Raw genomic sequence first — 20,774 nt, 5'->3', positions numbered from 1 at the left:
ACCGAGTGTGCGCGGCTGCCTACGGATTCGCTGGTTTCTTACCCTTTTTTCGGCGCCGTCTGCGGGTGCTGGCTTCCTTGACCGCTGGCTCGCTCTGCGCTCTGTCAGTCAGGCGGTAGACGTTTCGACGCCGCTGGGTATCAAAGGCAGTCGGCCGGGCCCCGGACGACAGACTCTCCCGCTCCACTCTGAGCAGCTCCAGCTTCTGGAGTTCCTTCGTTCCGTTCGAGCGAGTCTGAGCCGAGATGTTGTAGCGCGTGGGGAACTCTGAGGTGCTGAACCACACCCTTTCTCCCTCGCCACCCTTCTCTGCGAGCAGGATCAACAACATGGCGAGCCCCGGTCCGCTGAGCGCCTGCATGTAGCCCTGAGTCCAGAGCTTTCCCGGGACCTTGAAGTACATCTGCGCAGCACGCTGGTCTGGGTTCGCATTGTTCGCCATCGCGAAGCTGTATCCGGTCGAGGGAAGCCCGTACGAGGCGCCCGATCCCGACTCATCTCGAAGTGTGACGATGTTCGGGTAGCCGGGTTGGGCGGTCAGCGAGATCAGCTGGGCAGACTCCAGGGTGCGCATTGCATCTTTCACCCGTCGCGCTCCCTTTCCCTCCGGGTCCTCGAGGTCGAGCAGAGTGGCCCACGCTCGTGCAGGTTTGTCGGTGGAGAAGGGAGCCGTCGAGCATCGCCACAGCAGCGCGAGGTACAGCTTCACTGCTACGACCCCGCTGCGGCCCCCGCTGTAGATCTGCGCGAGTGGTGCGATCGGCCCGGCGCCCTCGGTCATGGGTCGAACGAAGGACTTGCGCACGGGAGTGTCGATCCGCCGGGTAGATGCGGCAAGTTGCCGCGCCATGTCGAGGGACACCGTCGACACCGTCACCGCAGGGCGAGGCGAAGGGAGAACTATCGTCCCGAAGAAGTCCTCCAGGTTCTCCACGAAGGCACGGCCCGCCGCCACTGTCGCTGCGGTTTCCCTCTCCCTGTTATCCACCGTTATCCTGTGACCTCTCTACTTATGGCTATAAAGGATCCTTTTGTCTCTATAGAAAGGTACCCCCTATCTCTAGGTAAGCAACCTGTCTCCCCTTGTGGAAGGTATTGAATCGGGGCATAATAGTCGGAAATAATTTAAGTGTCAAACCCGAAAGTTGACGATCTTGGTCACGGCCTGCTACTGTCTCCATGTCCAGGAGAGACCCGGTTGGGACCTCCGCTCACCGGCGGAGGGCGTGCCCCGACCCAGAATCTTCGCTTCGGGGGTCTTCCCGGTTGGAACCCTTCGGGGATGTGTCCCAACCCAGAGGAGTTAACCGGAAGTGCCCGCGGTGACGGGTGGGCAGCTGCTGTACGGAGACGTCGAGCCGAACCACCGACGCTCGTCCTCCGAGGCTGGGATCGGAGCTGCGTGTGACCGCGGTAGCCCGATCAGCTTGCACCAGCCTCAACAGCACACGAAGGGCGCGCCGCTAGAGGTAGTGGCGCGCCCTTCGTGCTGTCCGGCGCGACCGAGCTGACGCCGACGGCCGACATGATCACGGCAGAATACCCGGATGCGCATCTTCCGCGAGCTGCACCAGGACGACGATCCATTCCGCAGGACCCAGAGACAGGACCCATCGCCCACCAAGGACGAGGGTGACCTGTTCAGCCACCGCCCCAGCCCGCGGAAGATCCGAATTCTCTTGGACACCGAGAGTTTCCCCGCCGACACGGGCAGCGCAATCGAGCTTTTCGACTCGCTGATCACGCACCCGCGGGTGTTCGCGCTCTCGGTCGAGACCAGCACGATCACCTCGACCGACACGTCGGCTCCGACCTCCGCCGGAATGCTGAAGGTCCACGACACCACTGCAGACGCGGGACGGTTCAAATACCCAGGCCCGCAGTACAGCTGGTCGATCGACGACGAGGACGTACACCCGGACGGATCTGCGACCCAGGCCAAGCACGGTTCAACCAGCCCGGAGAGACACACCTGTGAAACGGTGCAGGTCTACCGAGACCTCGAGCGACAGCACCGAACCGACTTCCGCCTGACCGATGCCGTGAACTACGCGATCGTGGCAGAGGTAACCCGTGATGCAGGGTTCGACATCCTGGTCTCGGAAGCCCCGGTCGCCGCGTGCCGGCTGCTTCCGATGCACGACCGGGTGGTGGTGGTCTCGCGAGCCGAGGCGGTTCCGATCCTCGCCCACTACCTGCGCCGACAGCACATTTTCCAGGCTGGCCCGGCGTGCAGAGTCACGCTGAGTCGCCACACTTAAGCGAAATGTCCTAACTCGGGTCGTAGAGCAGCAGGTTCAGATCCCCCGCGGTGGCGGCATGCTCGAAGCAGCGTCGTGCGATGTCGTCGCGGTACCCGTGGGCGATGCATCGCTGCAGGGTCCGCACGAAGGTGTTGCGGTGGGCCGGGGCGATCCCGATCTCCCGCAGCACTCTGCCCGCATCCGCAACCGACGTCGGTTCGACGAGGTGGGCTGCCACGAGCTGGAAGAACGCGTCGTTGTCGATGACATCGAAGCCGAGACGCCGCCAGGCAGCAGCGATGACCTCGATCAACCAGCGGGACCGTTTCCCGGTGATCGTCGGTGCAGAGCTGGTGGTGCCGAGGTCGAGGTCGAGCTCTTGTTGGCCGGCGAGCAGTTTGGTTCGAGCGGTTTCGAGCAGGGCGGCGAGTTCGCTGTCGGTGTGGGCCGATCCGAGGTGCTCGAGGACCTTGTCGCGGCGGCCCTGCTTGGCCGCGATCTGCACCGCGGTCGCTCCCGAGGCGGTGCGGACTTTGCGGATGTAGGCGGCCACGAGGCGGAGTCTACTGAGCCGTTAGTGTGCCACTTTCCGGCAACGCACCGCCGCTACCTGCACAAATGTCCGCGACTACCCCGGAAACCGACTTACCTGGTGCAACTCAGGCTGCACGAACAGCGGGTCCGGCGAGTTCGGGTCCAGTCGAATGAGCACGGGACCCAGCATATTGTTCTATTTGAATTAGAACAAGCCGGTCACCTGCGACGGTCGGGTACCCCGGTCGCTGCCGAGCTGCGGCAGGGGGTCAGTCGAGGGCCTGCCATCCGCGATGGAGCATGTCGAGAGCCTCGTGCAGCAGCGCGTCCCTGTCGGCGGGGACCGAGGCCGGAATCTGATGCAATGCGGTCAACCGCGCGATGCCGTAGGCGGTGCCCCATGCGGCCGCGCACCGGCGCAGAACGTCGGCTTCGTCGATGCTTGCGGGTTGGCAGGCCGCGACGGTGTCGTGCAGCAAGTCCCAGTAGTCGGCCGCGGCCTGCTGCAGGCGTGGGTGGTCGGCCTTGTCGACCGTGGGTCCGTAGGCCAGGTCGTGCACGTGGGGGTTGTCCCGCACGAAGCGCACATAGGCGCCGGCGAGGGCGTGGAGCCGGTGCAGGGGGTCGGGGCCTGCGGCCTCGACGGCGGCGGCGGCCGTCGCCGCGGCTCGCTGCAGTCCGGTCCCGGCCACCGCCGCGAGGAACCGGCGCTTGGTGCCGAAGTGCACGTAGGGCGCCTGGTGGCTCACATCCACCTGTTGTGCCACCCGGCGCAGGCTGAGTCGTTCCGCGGGCTCCTCGCGCAACTGCTCGAGCGCCGTCCGGAGCAGGCGTTCGTCGAGGCCCTCGCTCGTCCGTCCCGCACCCTGGGGCGCATTGACACTGTCAACCATATGGAGGACCATAGCACTTGACAGTGTCAACAAAGCGTCGGAGGCGGTGACGACGATGACCCGGATGATCTCGACCGGAGTGGGCTCGCTGGCCGTGCGGGTGCGGGGACAGGGCCCGCCCGCCGTGCTGTGGCACAGCCTGTTTGTCGACGAAAGATCTTGGGGCCGAGTGGAAGACGAGTGGTCGACCGAACGGCGGGTCGTGTCGATCACCGGTCCGGGGCACGGCGCGAGCGAGGATCCCGGCCGGCGTTACACCAGCACCGAGTGTGCCGCGGCGGCCGGAGCGGTACTCGACGAACTCGGCATCGACGAACCCGTCGACTGGGTCGGCAACGCCTGGGGCGGCCACGTCGGCATCGTCTTTGCGACCGACGTGGCGTCGCGATGCCGGACCCTGGTGACGCTGGGGACGCCCGTCCAGGCGCTGAACAGGGCGGAGCGCGCACGCACGGTATTCCTCCTCGCCGCCCACCGGATGCTCGGCCCCGTCGGCTTCATCCGCTCGGGGGTGACGAACGTATTGCTCTCCGCCGCAACGAGGGAACGCGATCCGGAGGCGGTTGCCCTCGTCGAGGACTGCCTCGTCCGCGCCGACCGGGCGGCACTGCGCAACGCGGTCGTCTCCATCTCGCTGCACCGCGCCGATCTGACCGGGCGCCTGCCCCGGCTGCCCGTGCCGACCCTCTTCGTCACCGGAAGTGACCACAAGGGGTGGACGCCGGAGCAGGCGCGCGCGGCGAGCCGCCTGGTGCCGCACGGCTCGTGCGCCGTCGTGGACGGCGCCGCGTACCTCGTTCCGCTCGAGGCACCCGCCGAGACGACGGATCTGGTTCGGCGATTCTGGGCGGCGTCGGTGCCGGGATACACGTGACCTCGGCCGGCGCCGTTCACAGTTCGCGTCGCATCACCGCCCGCGGCCACCGGTCCAGACCGTGGGCGGTCTCCTCGCGACGGATCCGGCGCAGACCAGGACCGAGGTCGTCGTCGCGCACGAACTCGAAGCCGAGCCGCCGGTAGTACGGCCCGTTCCACGGTACGTCGGCGAACGTGGTCAGCGTCAGCGCGGGCAGCGCCCGAACGCGTGCCCAGCTCGCGAGGTGATCGATCAGGGCCCGCCCGAGGCCACGGCGCGCGTGCTCGGGATGCACCGACACCTGCGCGACGTGGGCGGTGCCGTCGACGATCTCGGCGAGTAGGTAGGCCACCGGGCGGTCGTCACCGTCGGTACCCACCCACACGCGCCCGGCGGTCACGTACTCGCGCAGCTCCGCGAGCGTGGGCGGCGCGTCGTCGGCGACGGCGTCCATGCCGAGCTCGGTGAACGCCCGTCCGGCCGCACGTTCGATGTCCTGCAGCAGCGGCAGGTCCGCCGCGGTGGCCGGGCGGATGCGGTGCGCGGCGTCCTGCGGCGGCAGGTCCTTGGCGAAGTACAGCGACGAGTCCGAACAGGCGTACTCACCGAACCGCTCGGCCAGCGGAACGTACCCGGCCGCCGCGTACATCGCGAGCGCCTCGGGCTGCTCGGTGCCGGTCTCGAGCACCATGCGGCGCCGGCCCGCCTCGGCGGCGGTGCGCTCGAGCTCGGCCAGGATCCGCCGCGCCACGCCTCGTCGGCGCAGACCCGCGCGCACGTACATGCGCTTGATCTCGGCGTCGCCGTCGCGCAGTCCGGGGTGCGCCGAGTTCCGCGCCCGCCATCCGCCGATGCCGGCCGGGACGTCGTCCAGCGACGCGAGCAGGAAGATGCCGTGGGGTGGATCGAACTCCTGCGGGTGCAGCAGCGTGTGGTCGGGACCGCCGTACCGGCGGACGTATTCGAGTTGCACCTCGTCGACGAGCGAGTGCACCGCGGCGTCGTCGAGGGAACGCGGTTCGATGTGCACGCCCGCAGGCTAGCGCGCGGAATACTGGGAGCATGAGTACCGTCGCCGACGGAGTGGACTTCGTGGCCGCTCCGTGGCTCTACCCCGGACCCGCCGCGCCGGGGACGGGCCTGCTCACCCGCGACGGCTACCACCGCGCACGTGCTCGCGCCGACTTCGGTGCGAGCACCCTGCGGCTCGCCGGTACCAGCCGGACCGTCGACGGCGCGCTCCGGGCGGCCGGCGTCGACGGCGTCCGGGACCGGCGTCTCGTCGTCGCCGTGGGGTCCAACGCCTGTCCCGCGGTGGTGGCGCGCAAGTTGACGGCCGGGCACGTCGACCCCACCGTGCCGTTCCTGCGCGCGACGGTGACGGGCATGGCGGTCGGGCACAGCGCCCACGTCAGCGTGGCCGGTTACGTCGCGGCGACCGCGTTCCGCCGGCCGGGGGCCCGCACCGCGGTGTTCGCGTCGCTGCTGGACCGGGACCAGCTCGCGTGCCTCGACGCGACGGAGCCGAACTACACGCGCCGCGCCGTGACCGCGGACGAGTGCATTCTCGCGATCGACGGGGGAGCGCGGCCGGTGGGCTTCGACGTGTACGTCTCGAAGTGGGGCACCCTCGCGCCGCCCGGTGGGTCGCCGATACCGCTGCAGACCCAGGAGGCGCTGTTCGGCACACTGCTGCGCGAGTGCGCCGGCTTCGCGGCACTCGTGGGCCGCCGACCGCACGAATATCGGTCCGTGATGACGGAACTCTCCGGAGCGGCAGACCTGCGCGCCGCCCTGCGACGGTCGTTCGCCGCGTCGGGCTGGGCCTCCCGCAGCGGCTTCGGCGACTGATCCGGGTGCCGAAAGACGGGTGCGGCCGCTCGGCCGATGCGGCGACGACACCCCGAATCGATCCCGGTCACGACCGGCCCGTCTCCTCCAGACGACGGCGCAGGTGCGCGCGTTCGGGTTCGGTTCCGGCCAGCTCGAGTGCCCGCCGGTAGGCGACGGCGGCCTCGTCGTCGCGGCCGAGCCGGCGCAGCAGCTCCCCGCGGGCCGTGAGATACGGGTGGTAGCCGCGCAGCCGGGGCTCGTCCGCGAGGGCGTCGAGCAGCACCAGACCGGCCTCCGGACCGTCCCGCATCGCCACCGCCGCGGCGCGGTTGACCGCGACGACCGGCGAGGGCGCCAGGGTGGTCAGGACGTCGTAGAGCGCGACGATCTGCGGCCAGTCGGTGGAGGCGACGTCGGCGGCCTCGTCGTGCAGCGCGGCGATCGCGGCCTGCACGCCGTACGGGCCCGGCGGGCCACCGGTCAGCGCCACGGGCACGAGAGCGGTGCCCTCGGCGACGAGAGCGCCGTCCCAGCGTGCACGGTCCTGGTCCGCGAGCAGAACCACCTCGCCCTCCGGCCCGGTCCGGGCGTCGCGGCGCGCGTGGGTCAGCAGCATCAGGGCGAGCAGCCCGGTCACCTCCCGCTCACCGGGCAGCAGCCGGTGCAGGATCCGGGCCAGCCGGATCGCCTCGTCGGCGAGGTCCGGACGCTGCAGGTCCGGCCCGGAACTCGCGGCGTATCCCTCGGTGAAGATCGAGTACAGCACCTGCAGTACGCCTGGCAACCGCTCCGGCAGTTCGTCCCGCTCGGGCATCCGGAACGGAATGCGGGCCTGCCGGATCTTCTTCTTCGCCCGCACGATCCGCTGCGCCATCGTCGCGGTGGGGACCAGGAAGGCCCGCGCCACCTCGGGCGTCCCGAGCCCGGCCAGGCACCGCAGGGTCAGCGCCACCCGGTCCTCGGTCGCCAGCGCCGGGTGAGCGCAGGTGAAGTACAGCTGCAGGCGCTCGTCGGGCACGTCGCTGCCGGCCACGGGGGTGGGAGAGTGGTCCGCCCGATCCGAATCCACCTGCAGGACGGCCAGCCGGGCGGCGTAGGCCTGATCCCGCCGGAGCCGGTCGACGGCCTTGCGCCGCGCCGTCGTCAGCAACCAGGCCCCCGGCTTGACCGGCACGCCCCGGACGGGCCAGTGCACCAGCGCCGCTTCGATCGCCTCGCCGGCCACGTCCTCGGCCAGGTCGAGGTCGCCGAAGCGGTGCACGAGGGCGGCGAGCAACCGCCCCCGCTCCTCCCGGAACACCGCTTCGACGGCTGCGTCGACCCGCGCGCCGGCGCCCGGCCCGTCCGTCGCGGTCACTGCCCGAAGTCGGCGATCGGCCGCACCACCACGGATCCACCGCCGCGCGCTCCGGGGCAGCGGGCCGCCCAGTCCAGCGCGACGTCGAGGTCGGGCACGTCGACGACGTAGAAGCCGCCGAGAACCTCGCGCGTCTCGGCGAACGGCCCGTCCGTGGTGACGGATCGCGCCCCGTCGGGACCGACCCGCACGGTCGTGGCGGTGGTCAGGTCGGCGAGCGATTCCGAGGCGACGACGACTCCCGCCTCCTGGATCTCCTTGTCGAAGACCATCCACTCCTCGACGGTGCACTGGTCGCCGGCCTCGGCCGATGCGGCGTTGATCAGCATCATGTACTTCATATCGAGCCCTTCTCGTAGGGTGGGTGTCCTGCACGGCAGGGTTGCCGTACGACATGACGACGAACGGAACCGGGTCGGATCGACAGGAGCCGCCGGTTCGTTCCGGACTACGGCCGCGCCGGGTGTCGCGCGGAGGCATGCAGCCGGGGTGAGGAGGCATTCATGAGCGTGCCGCGACGGCTCGCCGCCCTCGTCTCGATCGCCGCGACGGTGCTCGGGCTCACCGCGCTGGTGGCCTCCGCGACGGACGTGGCGAGCAACGCCGTGATCGCCTGGGCGTCGCTCGGCCCGTACCTGCTGCTCGGGACGGTGGCGGGTGCGGTCGTCGCCGCCCTCGCCCGGCGCCCGGTTCTGCTGGCCTCGGCGCTCGCGGTCGTCGCCGCCGGAGCCTGGACCCTGGGACCGTTGTACGTACCGGGTGTCCGGGACGACCGGCCGGCCTCGACTTCCGGTCCCACGATCCACGTGATGCAGGCCAATCTGATGGTCGGGCAGGCCGACCCGGATGCGCTGGTCCGGACGGTGCGCGAGCGGCGGGTCGACGTCCTGACCGTGCAGGAACTGACCGAGGACGCGGTGGCCGCGCTGCGGGTCGCGGGACTCGACGACCTGCTTCCGCACCGCTTCCTGGCCCCGACGCCGACCGGCGGTGCGGGCGCCGGGATCTACAGCCGGTTCCCCGTCTCGGCCGGCCGCACGCTCGACGGGTTCGGGCCGACGAACCTGGCCGCGACCCTGGACACCGGCCCCGGGCGGCCGCTGATCCTGTACGCCGTGCATCCCGCGCCCCCGTACCTGACACCGGCTCCGGCGTGGGCGGCCGAGCTCGAACGCCTGGACGAGGAACTCGAGTCGGTGACCGGCCCGGCCCCGGTCGTGGTCAGCGGGGACTTCAACGCGACGTACTCGCACACCCGCTTCCGCGACCTCCTCGACTCCGGGTACGTGCACGCCGCGGACCGGGTCGGCGGCGGGCTCGTGCCGACGTATCCGGCGGACCGCCGCTATCCGGCCGTCGTCGGGATCGATCACATCCTCACCCGGGGCGCCACGGCGATCTCCCTCGACCGGATCGAGCTCCCCGGCTCCGATCATCACGGCCTCGTCGCCGTCGTCCGGCTCCCGCCGCCGGCCGGGGACGAGAGTTCCGGCGACGGCGAATAGCAATCTCACCGCACGACCCGCAGCCGGATGTCCGTCGCCACGGGGCCCTGGGTGGTGCCGAGACGTTCCAGCGCGAGCGGGTCGCCGACGAACGTCACCCCCGGAACCGGCTCGGCCGGCGGGCGGTGGGTGAGCACGAACTGCGGTCCGCTCCAGCCGCCACCGAACGCCTCGCCCTCGGTGGGTGTGCCCTTGTGCGGGTCGTCGCCGCGGAAGGTGCGGTTGCCGACGAGGAGCGCACCGATCTCGCCGACGAGTTCGTCGATCGCCGGATCCGGCCCCAGGTACGGCACCAGCCACGACATGTCGTCGCCGGGGCCGGCGATGAATCCGTCGATCGACATCGTGGCCGAGTACAGCAGCTTGCTCATGGCTCACCTTCCGCTCGCGGCGTCTCGATTCTGTCCGTACCGACCGCCGAACGGGCGAGAACTCGTCGCGGCACCGTGCTCCGCGTCCACGGGGACCGTCGCGCCGGCCGGACGAACGCGCTGCTCAGCGCGTCCACCGGCAGCGGGTGCCGGCTCGGGTCGAGCATGCACTCGCCACTGCCGACGGCGACCCGAAGGGCACACCCCTACCATCGGACCGGTGACCCGCGACCTCGCCACCGCCTACTGGCCCGACATCGAACCGGGCCGCGCGACGGTCGCGGTTCCCGTCGGCGCGCTCGAACAGCACGGGCCGCATCTTCCGCTCGACACCGACACCCGGATCGCCCGGGCGCTGACGGCAGCCCTGCCGGGTGTGCTCGTCGCGCCGGCCCTCGAGTACGGGGCCAGCGGCGAGCACGAGGGCTTCCCCGGCACCGTCTCGCTCGGCGCCGACGCGATGGAGACCGTCTTCGTCGAATACGGACGTTCGGTGTGCCGGTGGGCCGCGCGCCTGCTGTTCGTCAACTGGCACGGCGGCAACGTGCCCGCACTGACCAGAGCGGTGTCCCGGCTCCGGTACGAGGGCCGCGACGCGGCGTGGCTGCCGTTCGCCGTGCCCGGCGGCGACGCCCATGCCGGCGTCACCGAAACCAGCCTGCTGCTGCATCTGGATCCGCACGTGGTGGACACCGCCCGCGCCGAGAAGGGAAACACCGGCACCCTCGCCGACCTGATGCCACGAATGCGCACGGGCGGTATCGTCGCCGTGTCCGCGAACGGCGTGCTGGGGGATCCGACGCCCGCGAGCGCAGCGCAGGGGGCACGATGGTTCGCCGACATCGTCGATCGAGCGGCGGCACAGACGACCCGGTGGGAGCCGGATGCGAAAGGAAGACTCCGTTGACGAGCACGGCCCGACTGCCCGACGGATTCGGCGTCCGTATCGATCCGCGGGTGCGCGCCTACTCCGACGGTCGCGTGCTCATCGGCGGTTCACCCACGCGCATGCTCAAGCTCGCCCCCGCGGCCGCGGCGATGATCGGTGACGGCTACGTGAAGGTCGTCGACTCGCAGACCGCCGTCGTGGCGCGACGCCTGCTCGACTCCGGCGTCGGAAACCCCCGTCCCACCGCGTTGCCCGCCACCTCCGACGTCACCGTCGTGATTCCCGTGAAGAACAACCCGGCCGGGCTCGAGCGCCTGCTGGCCGCCGTCGAGGGCCTGACGGTGATCGTCGTCGACGACGGCTCGGACGTTCCGTTGTCCGCCCCGGCCAGGGACTCGCTCCGGGTGCTGCGGCACGAGCGGTCCCGCGGCCCGGCCGCGGCCCGCAACACCGGCCTGCGCGCCGCCACGACGCCGTTCGTCGCCTTCCTCGACTCGGACGTGGTGCCGCGCAAGGGCTGGCTCGAGGTGATGCTCGGGCACTTCTCCGACCCGGCGGTGGCGCTCGTCGCGCCGCGCGTCGTCGCGCTCGAACCCGACAGGGGCGCCCTGGGACGCTACGAACACGCGCGCTCGTCGCTCGATCTCGGCCGCCGCGAGGCCGCCGTCAAGTCCGGCAGCCCGGTCGCGTACGTGCCGAGCGCCGCGATCATCGTCCGTCGCGACGTGCTCACCGCGACCGGCGGATTCGACGAGACCATGCACGTCGCCGAGGACGTCGACCTGTGCTGGCGGCTGCAGGAGGCCGGCTGGCGGCTGCGCTACGAACCCGTCGCGCACGTGGCGCACGATCACCGCGTGGGGTTCCGGAAGTGGTTCACCCGCAAGGCCTTCTACGGCACCGGTGCGGCACCGCTCGCGAGCCGCCACCGCGGTTCGGTACCGACGATGTCGATGTCCGGGTCGATGCTGTTCGCGTGCGTGGCCGCCGCGAGCCGCACCCGCCTCGGGGCGGTCGGCGCGGTCGCGTCGCTGTCGGTGACGATGCTCCGGCTGCGCCGGATGTTCGCCGAACTCGACCAGCCGACCCGGATCGCGGCGGTGCTCACCGCGCAGAGCTTCGCCGGCGGACTGTGGCAGGTCGCCTCCGCGCTGTGCCGGCACTACTGGCCGATCACGTTCGTCGCCGCCGTGGTCTCGCCGAGAGTGCGTCGCGCGGTCCTCGGCTTCGCCGTCGCCGAGGGGCTGTGGGACTGGTACGGCCACCGCGAGGACGGCGGCCTCGACCCCCTGCGCTACGTGTTCTACAAGCGTCTCGACGACATCGCCTACGGCGCCGGACTGTGGTGGGGTGCGGTCGTCGCCCGGGATGCGGCGGCGCTCGCGCCCCGCATCCAGGGTTGAGCGGGGTAGTCGCGCCCGTGGCCGCGCCGGCGCACGCCGACGTCGTCGTCGTGGGGGGTGGCAGTTGCGGCTGCGTGCTGGCCGCCCGGCTCAGCGAGGATCCCGACCGGACGGTCCTGCTGCTCGAGGCCGGCCCCGGCTACCGCTCCATCGCGGACACCCCGTCCGCGGTGCTCGACGCGACCGTCCTGCCGGTCGGTCCGGACAGCCCGTGGACCTGCGCCTACCCGGTCCGGCTGACCCGACGTCGCCCGTCCGTCGTCGCCCGCGGCCGGCTGCTGGGCGGCTCCGGCGCGGTCAACGGGGCGTACTTCGTGCGGGCCCGCCCGGACGACTTCGAGGCCTGGCCGCCGTCCTGGTCGTTCGATCGGGTGCTGCCGCATTTCCGCGCCACCGAGACCGATGCCGACGCCGGGACGGGTGTGCACCGTCGCTGGCACGGGACGTCCGGTCCCGTGCCCGTCGCCCGTACGCCGTGGGAGCGGCTGCACCCGGTCGGTGCCGCATTCCACGACGCGGCCCTCGCCGCCGGACATCGCCGGATCGCCGACCTCAACGCGCCCGGACCGGACGGGGTGGGCCCCGTCCCGCTCAACATCCGCGACGGGATGCGCGTCGGTCCGGCCCACGCGTACCTGCTGCCCGCACTGACCCGGCCGAACCTGACCGTGCGCACGGGAACCCGCGTGCGCCGGGTCGTGCTCTCGGGGTCGCGCGCGGTCGGCGTCGAGACCGAGGACGGCGAGACCGTCGGCGCCGGCCACGTCGTGCTCGCCGCCGGTGCGATCGGCTCCCCGCAGCTGCTCATGCTCTCCGGCATCGGCGCCGGCGCCGAGCTGACCCGCCTGGGCGTCACCCCGCGGATCGAGCTCCCCGGGGTCGGGACGGGCTTCACCGACCACCCGGAGATCGCCGTCCCCTACCGGTACCGCGCCCCGCAACCCGGACCGGCCCCGGTCCTGCAGGTCGTCCTGCACACCGGCAATCTCGAGATGCGCCCCTACACCGCACCGTTCGCCGCGTCCGTCCCCGGAAGCGGCGTCGCGGACCCCGTTCTGGGTGTGGTGCTCACCCGTCCCCGCAGCCGCGGCACGATCCGCCTCGACCCGGCCGATCCGACGCGGCCGCCGCTGCTGGACTACCGCTACCTCGAGGACCCGGGCGACCGTGCCGACCTGCGCGACGGGGTCGCGCACGCCGCGCATCTGCTCGCGGCGATGCCGGACGTCGTGGACCGGACCGGGGTCGATCCCGACGCGTTCGACCCCGGCGACGCCTGGCTCGAACAACACCTCGGGACGTCGCTGCACCTGTCCGGGAGCTGCCGGATGGGCACCGACGAGGCGGCGGTCGTCGACGACCGGTGCCGGGTGCACGCCACCGAGGGACTGAGCGTCGTGGACACGTCCGTGTTCCCGCAGGTGCCCGGCCGCGGCCCGCACGCGACGGCGGTGATGCTGGCGGAGCGGGTGGGCACGGGGGCGGGCTTGTGACTCGGGTTACAGTTGTCTGGAGGAGGAACCGGCAGATGAGCAGCACCGCATGACCGACGAACGATCCGGCTCGGCCAACCCGTGGGTGGCGCTGCGGCCCGGTGACGATCCGTCGCAGCTGGCGCAACGGGTGTCGTCGGCGCACAGTTCGTTCCTCGACGCGGCCGACACGTCGGTCGTGCCGGCCTCCGTGCGGTCGGTGGTCCGCGAATCCTGGCTGCGCAGCCGCCGCAACGGGATCAGTCCCGACGCCGTCGAACAGCCGAGCCTGCTCACCGGCCTGGACCTCGAGCGGTACCGGGCCGGGCATCCGATGGCGCTGATCCGTCCCGTCGTGCGCAAGCTGCTGGTGGAGGACGCCGCCGACAGCGGGCTGCTCGTCGCGATCAGCGACGAACAGGGCCGGTTGCTGTGGGTCGAAGGCGACCATGCGGCCCGGGACCGGGCGCTGTCGATGAGCTTCGTCGAGGGCGCCGACTGGAGTGAGGAGCGGGTGGGCACCAACGCGCCCGGCACCGCTCTCGCCGTCGACCACTCGGTCCAGATCGTCGCCGCCGAGCACTTCAACCGCACCGTGCACGAGTGGAGTTGCTCGGCCGCGCCGGTGCACGACCCGAGCACCGGCCGGATCCTCGGCGCCATCGACATCACCGGCGGTCTGCGCGTCGCCGCGCCGGAGGTGTTGCAACTCGTGCGGGCCACGGTCGCCGCCGCCGAGTCGGAACTGCGGCTGCACCTGCTCAGCTCGCCGCGGCTGTTGTCGTCCGCTCGCACGAGCCTCGACACGTTCGGTTCCGGACGGCCCACGTTGCACCGCGACGGCGAGCGGATCCCGCTGTCGCAGCGGCACGCCGAGATCCTGCTGCTGCTCGCCGAGCATCCCGAGGGTCTGAGCTCGGACCGGCTTGCGGTGCTGCTCGACGAGTCCGAGCTCGACTCCGTCACCATTCGTGCCGAGATGTCGCGGCTGCGAAAGGTTTTCGGATCCGAGGGACTCGGTTCTCGCCCGTACCGGCTCCTCGGCGAACTCGTCACCGACGTCGCGGAGGTCCGCGGTGCGCTCGACCGCGGTGACGTGGCGACGGCGGTGCGCCTGTACGCCGGGCCGGTGCTGCCCGGATCGGTCGCGCCCGGCGTCGAGGAGATCCGGGACGAACTGCGCGCCCGGGTGCAGGCGGCGCTCCTCCGCGCCGGCGACGCCCAGTTGCTCGCGCGGTGGACGGCATCGGTGCACGGGCGCGACGACATCGCCGCCTGGGAGGCGTACCTGACCACCCTCGATCCGCACTCGACGCTGTTCGCCCAGGTCAGGGCCCGGATCGAGCTGTTGGACCGCCAGCTCGGCATCTGAGGTTGCAGCTACGCAACGTAGTTGCAACCCACCGGTTCGTAGTGTTCCGGATCACACGCCCCGCATGGGGTGTGTCAGACCATCCGAGGAGTGAACACCGATGACCGTGTACGCCCGTCCCGGCTCGCCCGACGCCCTGATGTCCTTCCAGTCCCGCTACGACAACTGGATCGGCGGCCAGTGGGTACCGCCTGTGAAGGGTCAGTACTTCGAGAACGTCACCCCGGTCACGGGACAGCCGTTCACCGAGGTGGCCCGGTCCACCGAGGAGGACATCGAGCTGGCCCTCGACGCCGCCCACGCCGCGGCGCCGGCCTGGGGCAAGACCTCCGTCGCCGAGCGGTCCATCCTGCTCAACAAGATCGCCGACCGTATCGAGGAGAACCTCGAGTCGATCGCCCTCGCCGAGACCTGGGACAACGGCAAGCCGATCCGCGAGACCCTCAACGCCGACATTCCGCTCGCGATCGACCACTTCCGCTACTTCGCGGGCGCGATCCGTGCGCAGGAGGGCTCGATCTCCGAGATCGACTCCGAGACCGTCGCCTACCACTTCCACGAGCCGCTCGGCGTCGTCGGCCAGATCATTCCGTGGAACTTCCCGATCCTGATGGCGGTGTGGAAGCTTGCCCCCGCCCTGGCCGCCGGCAACGCCGTCGTCCTCAAGCCGGCCGAGCAGACGCCCGCCTCGATCCTGCACCTCATCTCCGTGATCGGCGACCTGCTGCCTCCGGGCGTGGTCAACATCGTCAACGGCTTCGGCGTCGAGGCCGGCAAGCCGCTGGCGTCGAGCCCGCGGATCCGCAAGATCGCGTTCACCGGCGAGACCACCACCGGCCGCCTGATCATGCAGTACGCCTCGCAGAACCTGATCCCGGTCACCCTCGAGCTCGGCGGCAAGAGCCCGAACATCTTCTTCTCCGACGTGCTCTCGGCCAACGACGACTACCAGGACAAGGCACTCGAGGGCTTCACGATGTTCGCTCTCAACCAGGGCGAGGTGTGCACCTGCCCCTCGCGCTCGCTGATCCAGCAGGACATCTTCGACGACTTCCTGTCGCTGGCCGCGGTGCGCACGAAGGCCGTGCGCCAGGGTGATCCGCTCGACACCGACACGATGATCGGTGCGCAGGCGTCGAACGACCAGCTCGAGAAGATCCTGTCCTACATCGAGATCGGCAAGAGCGAAGGCGCCCATGTGATCACCGGTGGCGAGCGCGCCGACCTCGGCGGCGACCTGTCCGGCGGCTTCTACGTCCAGCCGACGGTGTTCAGCGGCCACAACAAGATGCGCATCTTCCAGGAGGAGATCTTCGGACCGGTGGTCTCGGTGACCTCCTTCCGGGACTTCGACGACGCCATCTCCATCGCCAACGACACCCTCTACGGCCTCGGCGCCGGCGTCTGGTCCCGCGACGGCGGGGTCGCCTACCGGGCCGGTCGCGCGATCCAGGCCGGCCGGGTGTGGACCAACACCTACCACCAGTACCCGGCGCACGCGGCGTTCGGCGGCTACAAGCAGTCCGGCATCGGGCGCGAGAACCACCACATGATGCTCGATCACTACCAGCAGACGAAGAACCTCCTGGTGTCCTACGCCCCGAAGGCCCAGGGCTTCTTCTGATCAGACCCGGCGCCTGTCACGTCACCCCCGTGCGACGTGGCAGGCGCCGTTCCCATTCCGCCCTACCCCCGCCGACAATCGGAAGGCACCGTATGTCCGTCCCGCTCCGCCTCGTCGCCACCGCCGACGCGGTCACGCTCCTGCGCCGCCTCGCCGAGCGCCACGGGCCGCTGATGATGCACCAGTCCGGCGGCTGCTGCGACGGGTCGGCGCCGATGTGCTATCCGGACGGCGACTTCGTCGTCGGCGACCTGGACGTGCTGCTGGGGGTGCTGGACCTGCGTCTCGAGGTGGGGCGGACGGCAGACGACCTGCCCGGCGGCGCCGACGCCGTCCCGGTGTGGATCTCGGGATCCCAGTTCGAGGCGTGGAAGCACACCCGGCTCGTCCTCGACGTGGTGCCGGGCCGCGGCTCCGGGTTCAGCCTCGAATCCCCCGAGGGGCTCCGGTTCCTCAGTCGCGGCCGTGCCTTCACCGCTCAGGAGAACGACGCTCTCGCCCGCGACACCCCCGTGCTCGGCAAGCAGTGGGCCGCCGGCGCCCGCCCGGATCCGGCCACGGAGCCGACCGTCGTGGCCGAGGCCGCCGATGCGTGCCCGGTGCCGACGACCCCGGGTCGCTCCTCGTAACACTTCCGTGACCGCGTACTGACGCGGTGTGTACATACCGCTCGTACCGTGAGTACGCGCGGTGTCCTCGGCGTGCCTGCTCGACACGTCGCCATCCTCCGTCGAGAAGAGGAATCATGTCGTTGACCGACCCGCCCAGGACCGGAACCGCGGCCCACCACGACGGCGCGGACTTCCACGCCGAGAGTCGTGCCTATCTCGAAAAGCGAAGTCTGAGAAAGGGTTCGGCAGGCTGGATTCTGCTCGCGGGGCTGGGGGTCAGCTACGTCATCTCGGGTGACTACGCCGGCTGGAACAACGGCCTGGCCGAAGGCGGGTTCGGTGGACTGCTCGTCGCCTCGGTGATCATCGCGGCCATGTACTTCGCGATGGTGCTCGGCATGGCGGAGTTGTCCTCCGCGCTGCCGGCCGCCGGCGGCGGCTACACCTTCGCCCGTCGCGCACTCGGACCCTGGGGTGGATTCGCCACCGGCACAGCAATTCTCATCGAGTACTCGATCGCCCCGGCGGCGATCGCCACGTTCATCGGCGGGTACGTCGAGTCGCTGAACCTGTTCGGCATCACCGACGGGTGGTGGATCTACCTCGCCGTGTACGCGGTGTTCATCGGCATCCACCTCACCGGCGCGGGCGAAGCCCTCAAGGCGATGTTCGTGATCACCGCGATCGCACTCGTCGGGCTCGTGGTGTTCGCGGTCTCGGCCGTCGGGCTGTTCGACACCGCCAATCTGACCGACATCGCCGTCGACGAGACCGCCGCCGGTGCGTCGTCGTTCCTGCCCTTCGGTCTGTTCGGCATCTGGGCGGCCGTGCCGTTCGCGATCTGGTTCTTCCTCGCCGTCGAGGGGGTGCCGCTCGCCGCGGAGGAGGCGACCGAACCGGAGAAGAACGTGCCCAAGGGCATCATCGTGTCCATGCTGGTACTGCTCGTCACCGGTGCGACCGTGCTGTTCCTGGCCACCGGCGCGCTCGGCGCCGAGGCCCTGTCCAGCTCCGGCAACCCGCTCGTCGAGGCCCTCGGCGACAGCGGCGCCGCGAAGGTGGTCAACTACATCGGCCTCGCCGGTCTGATCGCGAGCTTCTTCTCGATCATGTACGCGTACTCGCGGCAGACGTTCGCGCTCTCGCGCGCCGGTTACCTCCCGACGAGCCTGTCGCTGACCAACAAGCGCAAGGCGCCGGTGCTGGCGCTGATCGTCCCCGGTGTGATCGGGTTCGCGCTGTCGCTCACGGGGGAGGGCGCGATGCTGCTGAACATGGCCGTCTTCGGTGCCGCGGTGAGCTACGTGCTGATGATGGTCAGCCACATCATGCTGCGGCGGCGCGAGCCGAACATGCCGCGGCCCTACCGCACCCCCGGCGGTGTCGTCACCACCTCCTTCGCGCTGGTCGTCGCGGCCGCTGCCGTCGTGGCCACCTTCCTGGTCGACCCGATCGCCGCCCTGTGGACCCTCGGCGCCTTCGCCGCGTTCATGGCCTACTTCGGGCTCTACAGCCGGCACCGGCTGGTGGCGAACTCGCCCGACGAGGAGTTCGCCGCGCTCGCCGAGGCGGAGGCCGAGCTGAAGTGAGCGTCTACACCCAGCACCTCGCCGGCACCACCTACACCTTCGACGGCCTCGTGGACCTGCTCGCCAAGGCCACCCCGCGCCGCTCCGGCGACGAACTCGCCGGCTGCGCGGCCGAATCCGACGCCGAGCGCGCGGCCGCGCAGTGGGTGCTCGCCGACGTCCCGCTCGACGTGTTCCTCGCCGAGCCGGTGGTGCCCTACGAGACCGACGAGGTCACCCGGCTGATCCTCGACGACCACGACCGCGACGCCTACCGCGCCGTGCAGCACCTGACGGTCGGGGGACTGCGCGACCTGCTCCTCGACACCGTCACGAAGGCCGATGCGGCCGCGACGTTCGCCGCCCTGTCACCCGGCCTGACGCCCGAGATGGTCGCCGCCGTCAGCAAGCTCATGCGCAACCAGGACCTGATCGCGGTGGCCCGCGCGATCGAGGTCACGTCGGCGTTCCGCACCACCGTGGGACTTCCCGGCCGGCTCGGCACCCGGCTGCAGCCCAACCATCCCACCGACGACCCGCGCGGCATCGCCGCCGCGACCCTCGACGGGCTGCTGATGGGGTGCGGCGACGCCGTCATCGGCATCAACCCGGCGACGGATTCGCCCCGGGCCACCGCCGACCTGCTGCACCTGCTCGACGAGATGCGGCTGCGCTTCGACATCCCGGTGCAGTCCTGCGTGCTCTCCCACGTGACGACCACCCTCGGCCTCATCGAGGCCGGCGCCCCGGTGGACCTGGTGTTCCAGTCCATCGCCGGCACCGAGGGCGCCAACGCCGGCTTCGGGGTGAACCTCGCGCTGCTGCGCGAGGCGAACGAGGCCGGTCGCGCCCTGGGGCGCGGCACCGTCGGGGACAACATCATGTACCTCGAGACGGGACAGGGTTCGGCGCTGTCGGCCGGCGCGCATCTCGGCACGGGCGGACGTCCGGTGGATCAGCAGACCCTCGAGACCCGGGCGTACGCCGTCGCCCGCGCGCTCGACCCGCTGCTGATCAACACGGTGGTCGGTTTCATCGGCCCGGAGTACCTCTACGACGGCAAGCAGATCGTCCGGGCGGGCCTCGAGGACCACTTCTGCGGCAAGTTGCTGGGCCTGCCCATGGGTGTGGACGTGTGCTACACCAACCACGCCGAGGCCGACCAGGACGACATGGACACCCTCCTGACGCTGCTCGGGGTTGCCGGCGCCGCGTTCGTCATCGCCGTGCCCGGGGCCGACGACGTCATGCTCGGCTACCAGAGCCTGTCGTTCCACGACGCGCTGTACGTGCGGCGCGCGCTCGGCCTGCGTCCCGCTCCCGAGTTCGAGCGGTGGCTCGCCGGCCTCGGCATGGTCGACGGAGCCGGGCACATCCTGCCGGTGGACGCGGCCGCCTCCCCGCTGCGCGCCCTCGCGGGAGGTGCGGCATGAGCGAGTCCGTCGACCGTGACTTCTGGGCGCCGCTGCGGTCGTCGACGCAGGCCCGCATCGGGCTCGGCCGCGCCGGCGACGGCCTCCCGACCGCGCGGGTGCTCGAGTTCCGGGCCGCGCACGCCGCGGCCCGCGATGCGGTGCACCAGCCCCTCGACGTGCCGGCCCTGGCCGCCGACGTCGAACGTCTCGGACTCGGCGCGCCCGTCGTCGTCGAGAGCCGCGTGCGCGATCGGGGCGAGTACCTGCGCCGCCCGGATCTCGGCCGCGTGCCCGCGGACCTGTCCGCGGTCCCGGCCGTCGGCGCCGACGTCGGGGTGGTCCTCGCCGACGGGCTCTCGCCGCGGGCCCTGACCGAGCACGGCGTCGCCCTGCTCGAGGCGATCGTGGCGGCCCTGCCGCGGCACCTGTCCGTGGCGACGCCGGTGATCGCGACGTCGGCGCGGGTCGCGCTCGGCGACCACATCGGCGCCGCCCTGGGGGTGCGCACCCTGCTGGTCCTGATCGGGGAGCGGCCCGGGCTGTCGGTCGCCGACAGCCTCGGGGTGTACCTGACCCACGAGCCGCGGCCCGGTCGTGCCGACGCCGAACGGAACTGCGTGTCCAACATCCACCCACCCGAAGGGCTGGGGTATGCGGCGGCCGCGTGCGTCGTCGCGGGGCTGGTCGACGGGGCGCGCCGGCTCGGGCGGTCCGGGGTGGACCTGAAGGACACCACGCGGGGCGACCGGCTCGATTCCGCGACGGTGGGGGAGTTGTAGCGGCGAGAACGTGACGCATCCGCGTGGCCGGTTGACATTGCCGCCGCAT

The 20,774-nt window shown here is 71.0% G+C and carries 19 protein-coding genes and 1 pseudogene; 13 read left to right on the top strand and 7 right to left on the bottom strand.

The window, feature by feature from the left end; genetic code table 11:
* Positions 1–19: 19 nt before the first annotated feature.
* Complete coding sequence (locus tag LZP97_RS12450; protein WP_152693036.1) at positions 20–988, bottom strand: hypothetical protein; 969 nt, start codon at positions 986–988, stop codon at positions 20–22.
* Positions 989–1,547: 559 nt separating this feature from the next.
* Here LZP97_RS12450 and LZP97_RS12445 point away from each other — a divergent pair.
* Positions 1,548–2,261 (top strand): hypothetical protein, encoded by a 714-nt coding sequence (locus LZP97_RS12445; RefSeq protein ID WP_048773922.1) that lies wholly within the window; start codon positions 1,548–1,550, stop codon positions 2,259–2,261.
* Between the two features lie 19 nt (positions 2,262–2,280).
* Here LZP97_RS12445 and LZP97_RS12440 read toward each other — a convergent pair.
* Together LZP97_RS12440 and LZP97_RS12435 are read right to left on the bottom strand one after the other, a co-directional pair.
* Positions 2,281–2,796: pseudogene (locus tag LZP97_RS12440) on the bottom strand (IS1634 family transposase); the annotation flags it as partial.
* A gap of 250 nt (positions 2,797–3,046) precedes the next feature.
* Positions 3,047–3,670 carry a TetR/AcrR family transcriptional regulator gene (locus tag LZP97_RS12435; RefSeq protein WP_234575036.1) on the bottom strand — a complete coding sequence of 208 codons (624 nt, stop codon included), beginning with the start codon at positions 3,668–3,670 and terminating at the stop codon, positions 3,047–3,049.
* A 64-nt stretch (positions 3,671–3,734) separates the two neighbouring features.
* Between LZP97_RS12435 and LZP97_RS12430 the strand changes: the two genes are divergently transcribed.
* A complete protein-coding gene (locus LZP97_RS12430) occupies positions 3,735–4,544 on the top strand; it encodes an alpha/beta fold hydrolase (protein ID WP_234575035.1) in 810 nt (269 codons plus the stop codon).
* A 16-nt stretch (positions 4,545–4,560) separates the two neighbouring features.
* On the opposite strand, the gene LZP97_RS12425 is transcribed toward LZP97_RS12430, so the two are convergent.
* Positions 4,561–5,556 carry a GNAT family N-acetyltransferase gene (locus LZP97_RS12425; RefSeq protein ID WP_048773916.1) on the bottom strand — a complete coding sequence of 332 codons (996 nt, stop codon included), beginning with the start codon at positions 5,554–5,556 and terminating at the stop codon, positions 4,561–4,563.
* A gap of 32 nt (positions 5,557–5,588) precedes the next feature.
* On the opposite strand from LZP97_RS12425, the gene LZP97_RS12420 reads away from it, so the two are divergent.
* The gene (locus tag LZP97_RS12420) at positions 5,589–6,377 is read left to right on the top strand and encodes a hypothetical protein (RefSeq protein WP_048773914.1); all 789 of its coding nucleotides are present in this window, start codon (positions 5,589–5,591) and stop codon (positions 6,375–6,377) included.
* Positions 6,378–6,444: 67 nt separating this feature from the next.
* Here the strand turns inward: LZP97_RS12420 and LZP97_RS12415 are convergent, their stop codons facing one another.
* Positions 6,445–7,716 carry an RNA polymerase sigma factor gene (locus tag LZP97_RS12415; RefSeq protein ID WP_017679983.1) on the bottom strand — a complete coding sequence of 424 codons (1,272 nt, stop codon included), beginning with the start codon at positions 7,714–7,716 and terminating at the stop codon, positions 6,445–6,447.
* Entirely contained in the window at positions 7,713–8,057 is a 345-nt protein-coding gene (locus tag LZP97_RS12410; protein WP_010591935.1) for a YciI family protein, read from the bottom strand. Before LZP97_RS12410 ends, LZP97_RS12415 begins: the two co-directional genes overlap by 4 nt.
* Before the next feature lie 162 nt (positions 8,058–8,219).
* Between LZP97_RS12410 and LZP97_RS12405 the strand changes: the two genes are divergently transcribed.
* The gene (locus LZP97_RS12405; protein ID WP_010591934.1) at positions 8,220–9,221 is read left to right on the top strand and encodes an endonuclease/exonuclease/phosphatase family protein; all 1,002 of its coding nucleotides are present in this window, start codon (positions 8,220–8,222) and stop codon (positions 9,219–9,221) included.
* A 5-nt stretch (positions 9,222–9,226) separates the two neighbouring features.
* Here the strand turns inward: LZP97_RS12405 and LZP97_RS12400 are convergent, their stop codons facing one another.
* Positions 9,227–9,592 (bottom strand): dihydrofolate reductase family protein, encoded by a 366-nt coding sequence (locus LZP97_RS12400; RefSeq protein ID WP_010591933.1) that lies wholly within the window; start codon positions 9,590–9,592, stop codon positions 9,227–9,229.
* A gap of 220 nt (positions 9,593–9,812) precedes the next feature.
* Between LZP97_RS12400 and mftE the strand changes: the two genes are divergently transcribed.
* The 9 genes from mftE to eutC all read left to right on the top strand — a co-directional run bounded on the left by mftE (position 9,813) and on the right by eutC (position 20,725).
* Positions 9,813–10,499 carry a mycofactocin biosynthesis peptidyl-dipeptidase MftE gene (gene mftE, locus LZP97_RS12395; protein ID WP_010591932.1) on the top strand — a complete coding sequence of 229 codons (687 nt, stop codon included), beginning with the start codon at positions 9,813–9,815 and terminating at the stop codon, positions 10,497–10,499.
* The gene (gene mftF, locus LZP97_RS12390) at positions 10,496–11,884 is read left to right on the top strand and encodes a mycofactocin biosynthesis glycosyltransferase MftF (protein WP_010591931.1); all 1,389 of its coding nucleotides are present in this window, start codon (positions 10,496–10,498) and stop codon (positions 11,882–11,884) included. The genes mftE and mftF overlap by 4 nt, the downstream gene beginning before the upstream one ends.
* Positions 11,885–11,901: 17 nt before the next feature.
* A complete protein-coding gene (gene mftG, locus LZP97_RS12385; protein ID WP_017679982.1) occupies positions 11,902–13,377 on the top strand; it encodes a mycofactocin dehydrogenase MftG in 1,476 nt (491 codons plus the stop codon).
* Positions 13,378–13,426: 49 nt separating this feature from the next.
* A complete protein-coding gene (locus LZP97_RS12380) occupies positions 13,427–14,728 on the top strand; it encodes a helix-turn-helix domain-containing protein (protein ID WP_010591929.1) in 1,302 nt (433 codons plus the stop codon).
* 100 nt (positions 14,729–14,828) lie between these two features.
* Positions 14,829–16,352, top strand: coding sequence for an aldehyde dehydrogenase (adh, locus tag LZP97_RS12375; RefSeq protein WP_010591928.1), 1,524 nt, complete (start codon positions 14,829–14,831; stop codon positions 16,350–16,352).
* Positions 16,353–16,444: 92 nt separating this feature from the next.
* Positions 16,445–16,981, top strand: coding sequence for a DUF779 domain-containing protein (locus LZP97_RS12370; RefSeq protein ID WP_010591927.1), 537 nt, complete (start codon positions 16,445–16,447; stop codon positions 16,979–16,981).
* A 116-nt stretch (positions 16,982–17,097) separates the two neighbouring features.
* On the top strand, positions 17,098–18,552 hold the full coding sequence (eat, locus tag LZP97_RS12365; RefSeq protein WP_010591926.1) for an ethanolamine permease: 1,455 nt from the start codon (positions 17,098–17,100) through the stop codon (positions 18,550–18,552).
* Positions 18,549–19,964, top strand: a complete 1,416-nt coding sequence (locus tag LZP97_RS12360) for an ethanolamine ammonia-lyase subunit EutB (RefSeq protein WP_017679979.1) — start codon at positions 18,549–18,551, stop codon at positions 19,962–19,964. Before eat ends, LZP97_RS12360 begins: the two co-directional genes overlap by 4 nt.
* The gene (gene eutC, locus LZP97_RS12355) at positions 19,961–20,725 is read left to right on the top strand and encodes an ethanolamine ammonia-lyase subunit EutC (protein WP_010591923.1); all 765 of its coding nucleotides are present in this window, start codon (positions 19,961–19,963) and stop codon (positions 20,723–20,725) included. Before LZP97_RS12360 ends, eutC begins: the two co-directional genes overlap by 4 nt.
* The last annotated feature ends 49 nt before the right edge of the window (positions 20,726–20,774 follow it).

The organism is Rhodococcus sp. DMF-1 (assembly GCF_021441945.1).
In the GTDB taxonomy this organism is placed as follows: Bacteria; Actinomycetota; Actinomycetes; order Mycobacteriales; family Mycobacteriaceae; genus Rhodococcus; species Rhodococcus ruber.
The sequence above is the reverse complement of the archived record's forward strand: the minus strand, read 5'-3'. Positions and strand labels throughout refer to the sequence as shown.

What these genes read in the sequence shown, in the direction of transcription:
- LZP97_RS12445 (WP_048773922.1), top strand. Translation starts at nt 1,548, where the DNA reads ATGCGCATCTTCCGCGAGCTGCACCAGGACGACGATCCATTCCGCAGG.
- LZP97_RS12435 (WP_234575036.1), bottom strand. Translation starts at nt 3,670, where the DNA reads ATGGTTGACAGTGTCAATGCGCCCCAGGGTGCGGGACGGACGAGCGAG.
- LZP97_RS12430 (WP_234575035.1), top strand. Translation starts at nt 3,735, where the DNA reads ATGATCTCGACCGGAGTGGGCTCGCTGGCCGTGCGGGTGCGGGGACAG.
- LZP97_RS12420 (WP_048773914.1), top strand. Translation starts at nt 5,589, where the DNA reads ATGAGTACCGTCGCCGACGGAGTGGACTTCGTGGCCGCTCCGTGGCTC.
- LZP97_RS12410 (WP_010591935.1), bottom strand. Translation starts at nt 8,057, where the DNA reads ATGAAGTACATGATGCTGATCAACGCCGCATCGGCCGAGGCCGGCGAC.
- LZP97_RS12405 (WP_010591934.1), top strand. Translation starts at nt 8,220, where the DNA reads ATGAGCGTGCCGCGACGGCTCGCCGCCCTCGTCTCGATCGCCGCGACG.
- LZP97_RS12400 (WP_010591933.1), bottom strand. Translation starts at nt 9,592, where the DNA reads ATGAGCAAGCTGCTGTACTCGGCCACGATGTCGATCGACGGATTCATC.
- LZP97_RS12380 (WP_010591929.1), top strand. Translation starts at nt 13,427, where the DNA reads ATGACCGACGAACGATCCGGCTCGGCCAACCCGTGGGTGGCGCTGCGG.
- adh (WP_010591928.1), top strand. Translation starts at nt 14,829, where the DNA reads ATGACCGTGTACGCCCGTCCCGGCTCGCCCGACGCCCTGATGTCCTTC.
- LZP97_RS12370 (WP_010591927.1), top strand. Translation starts at nt 16,445, where the DNA reads ATGTCCGTCCCGCTCCGCCTCGTCGCCACCGCCGACGCGGTCACGCTC.
- eat (WP_010591926.1), top strand. Translation starts at nt 17,098, where the DNA reads ATGTCGTTGACCGACCCGCCCAGGACCGGAACCGCGGCCCACCACGAC.
- eutC (WP_010591923.1), top strand. Translation starts at nt 19,961, where the DNA reads ATGAGCGAGTCCGTCGACCGTGACTTCTGGGCGCCGCTGCGGTCGTCG.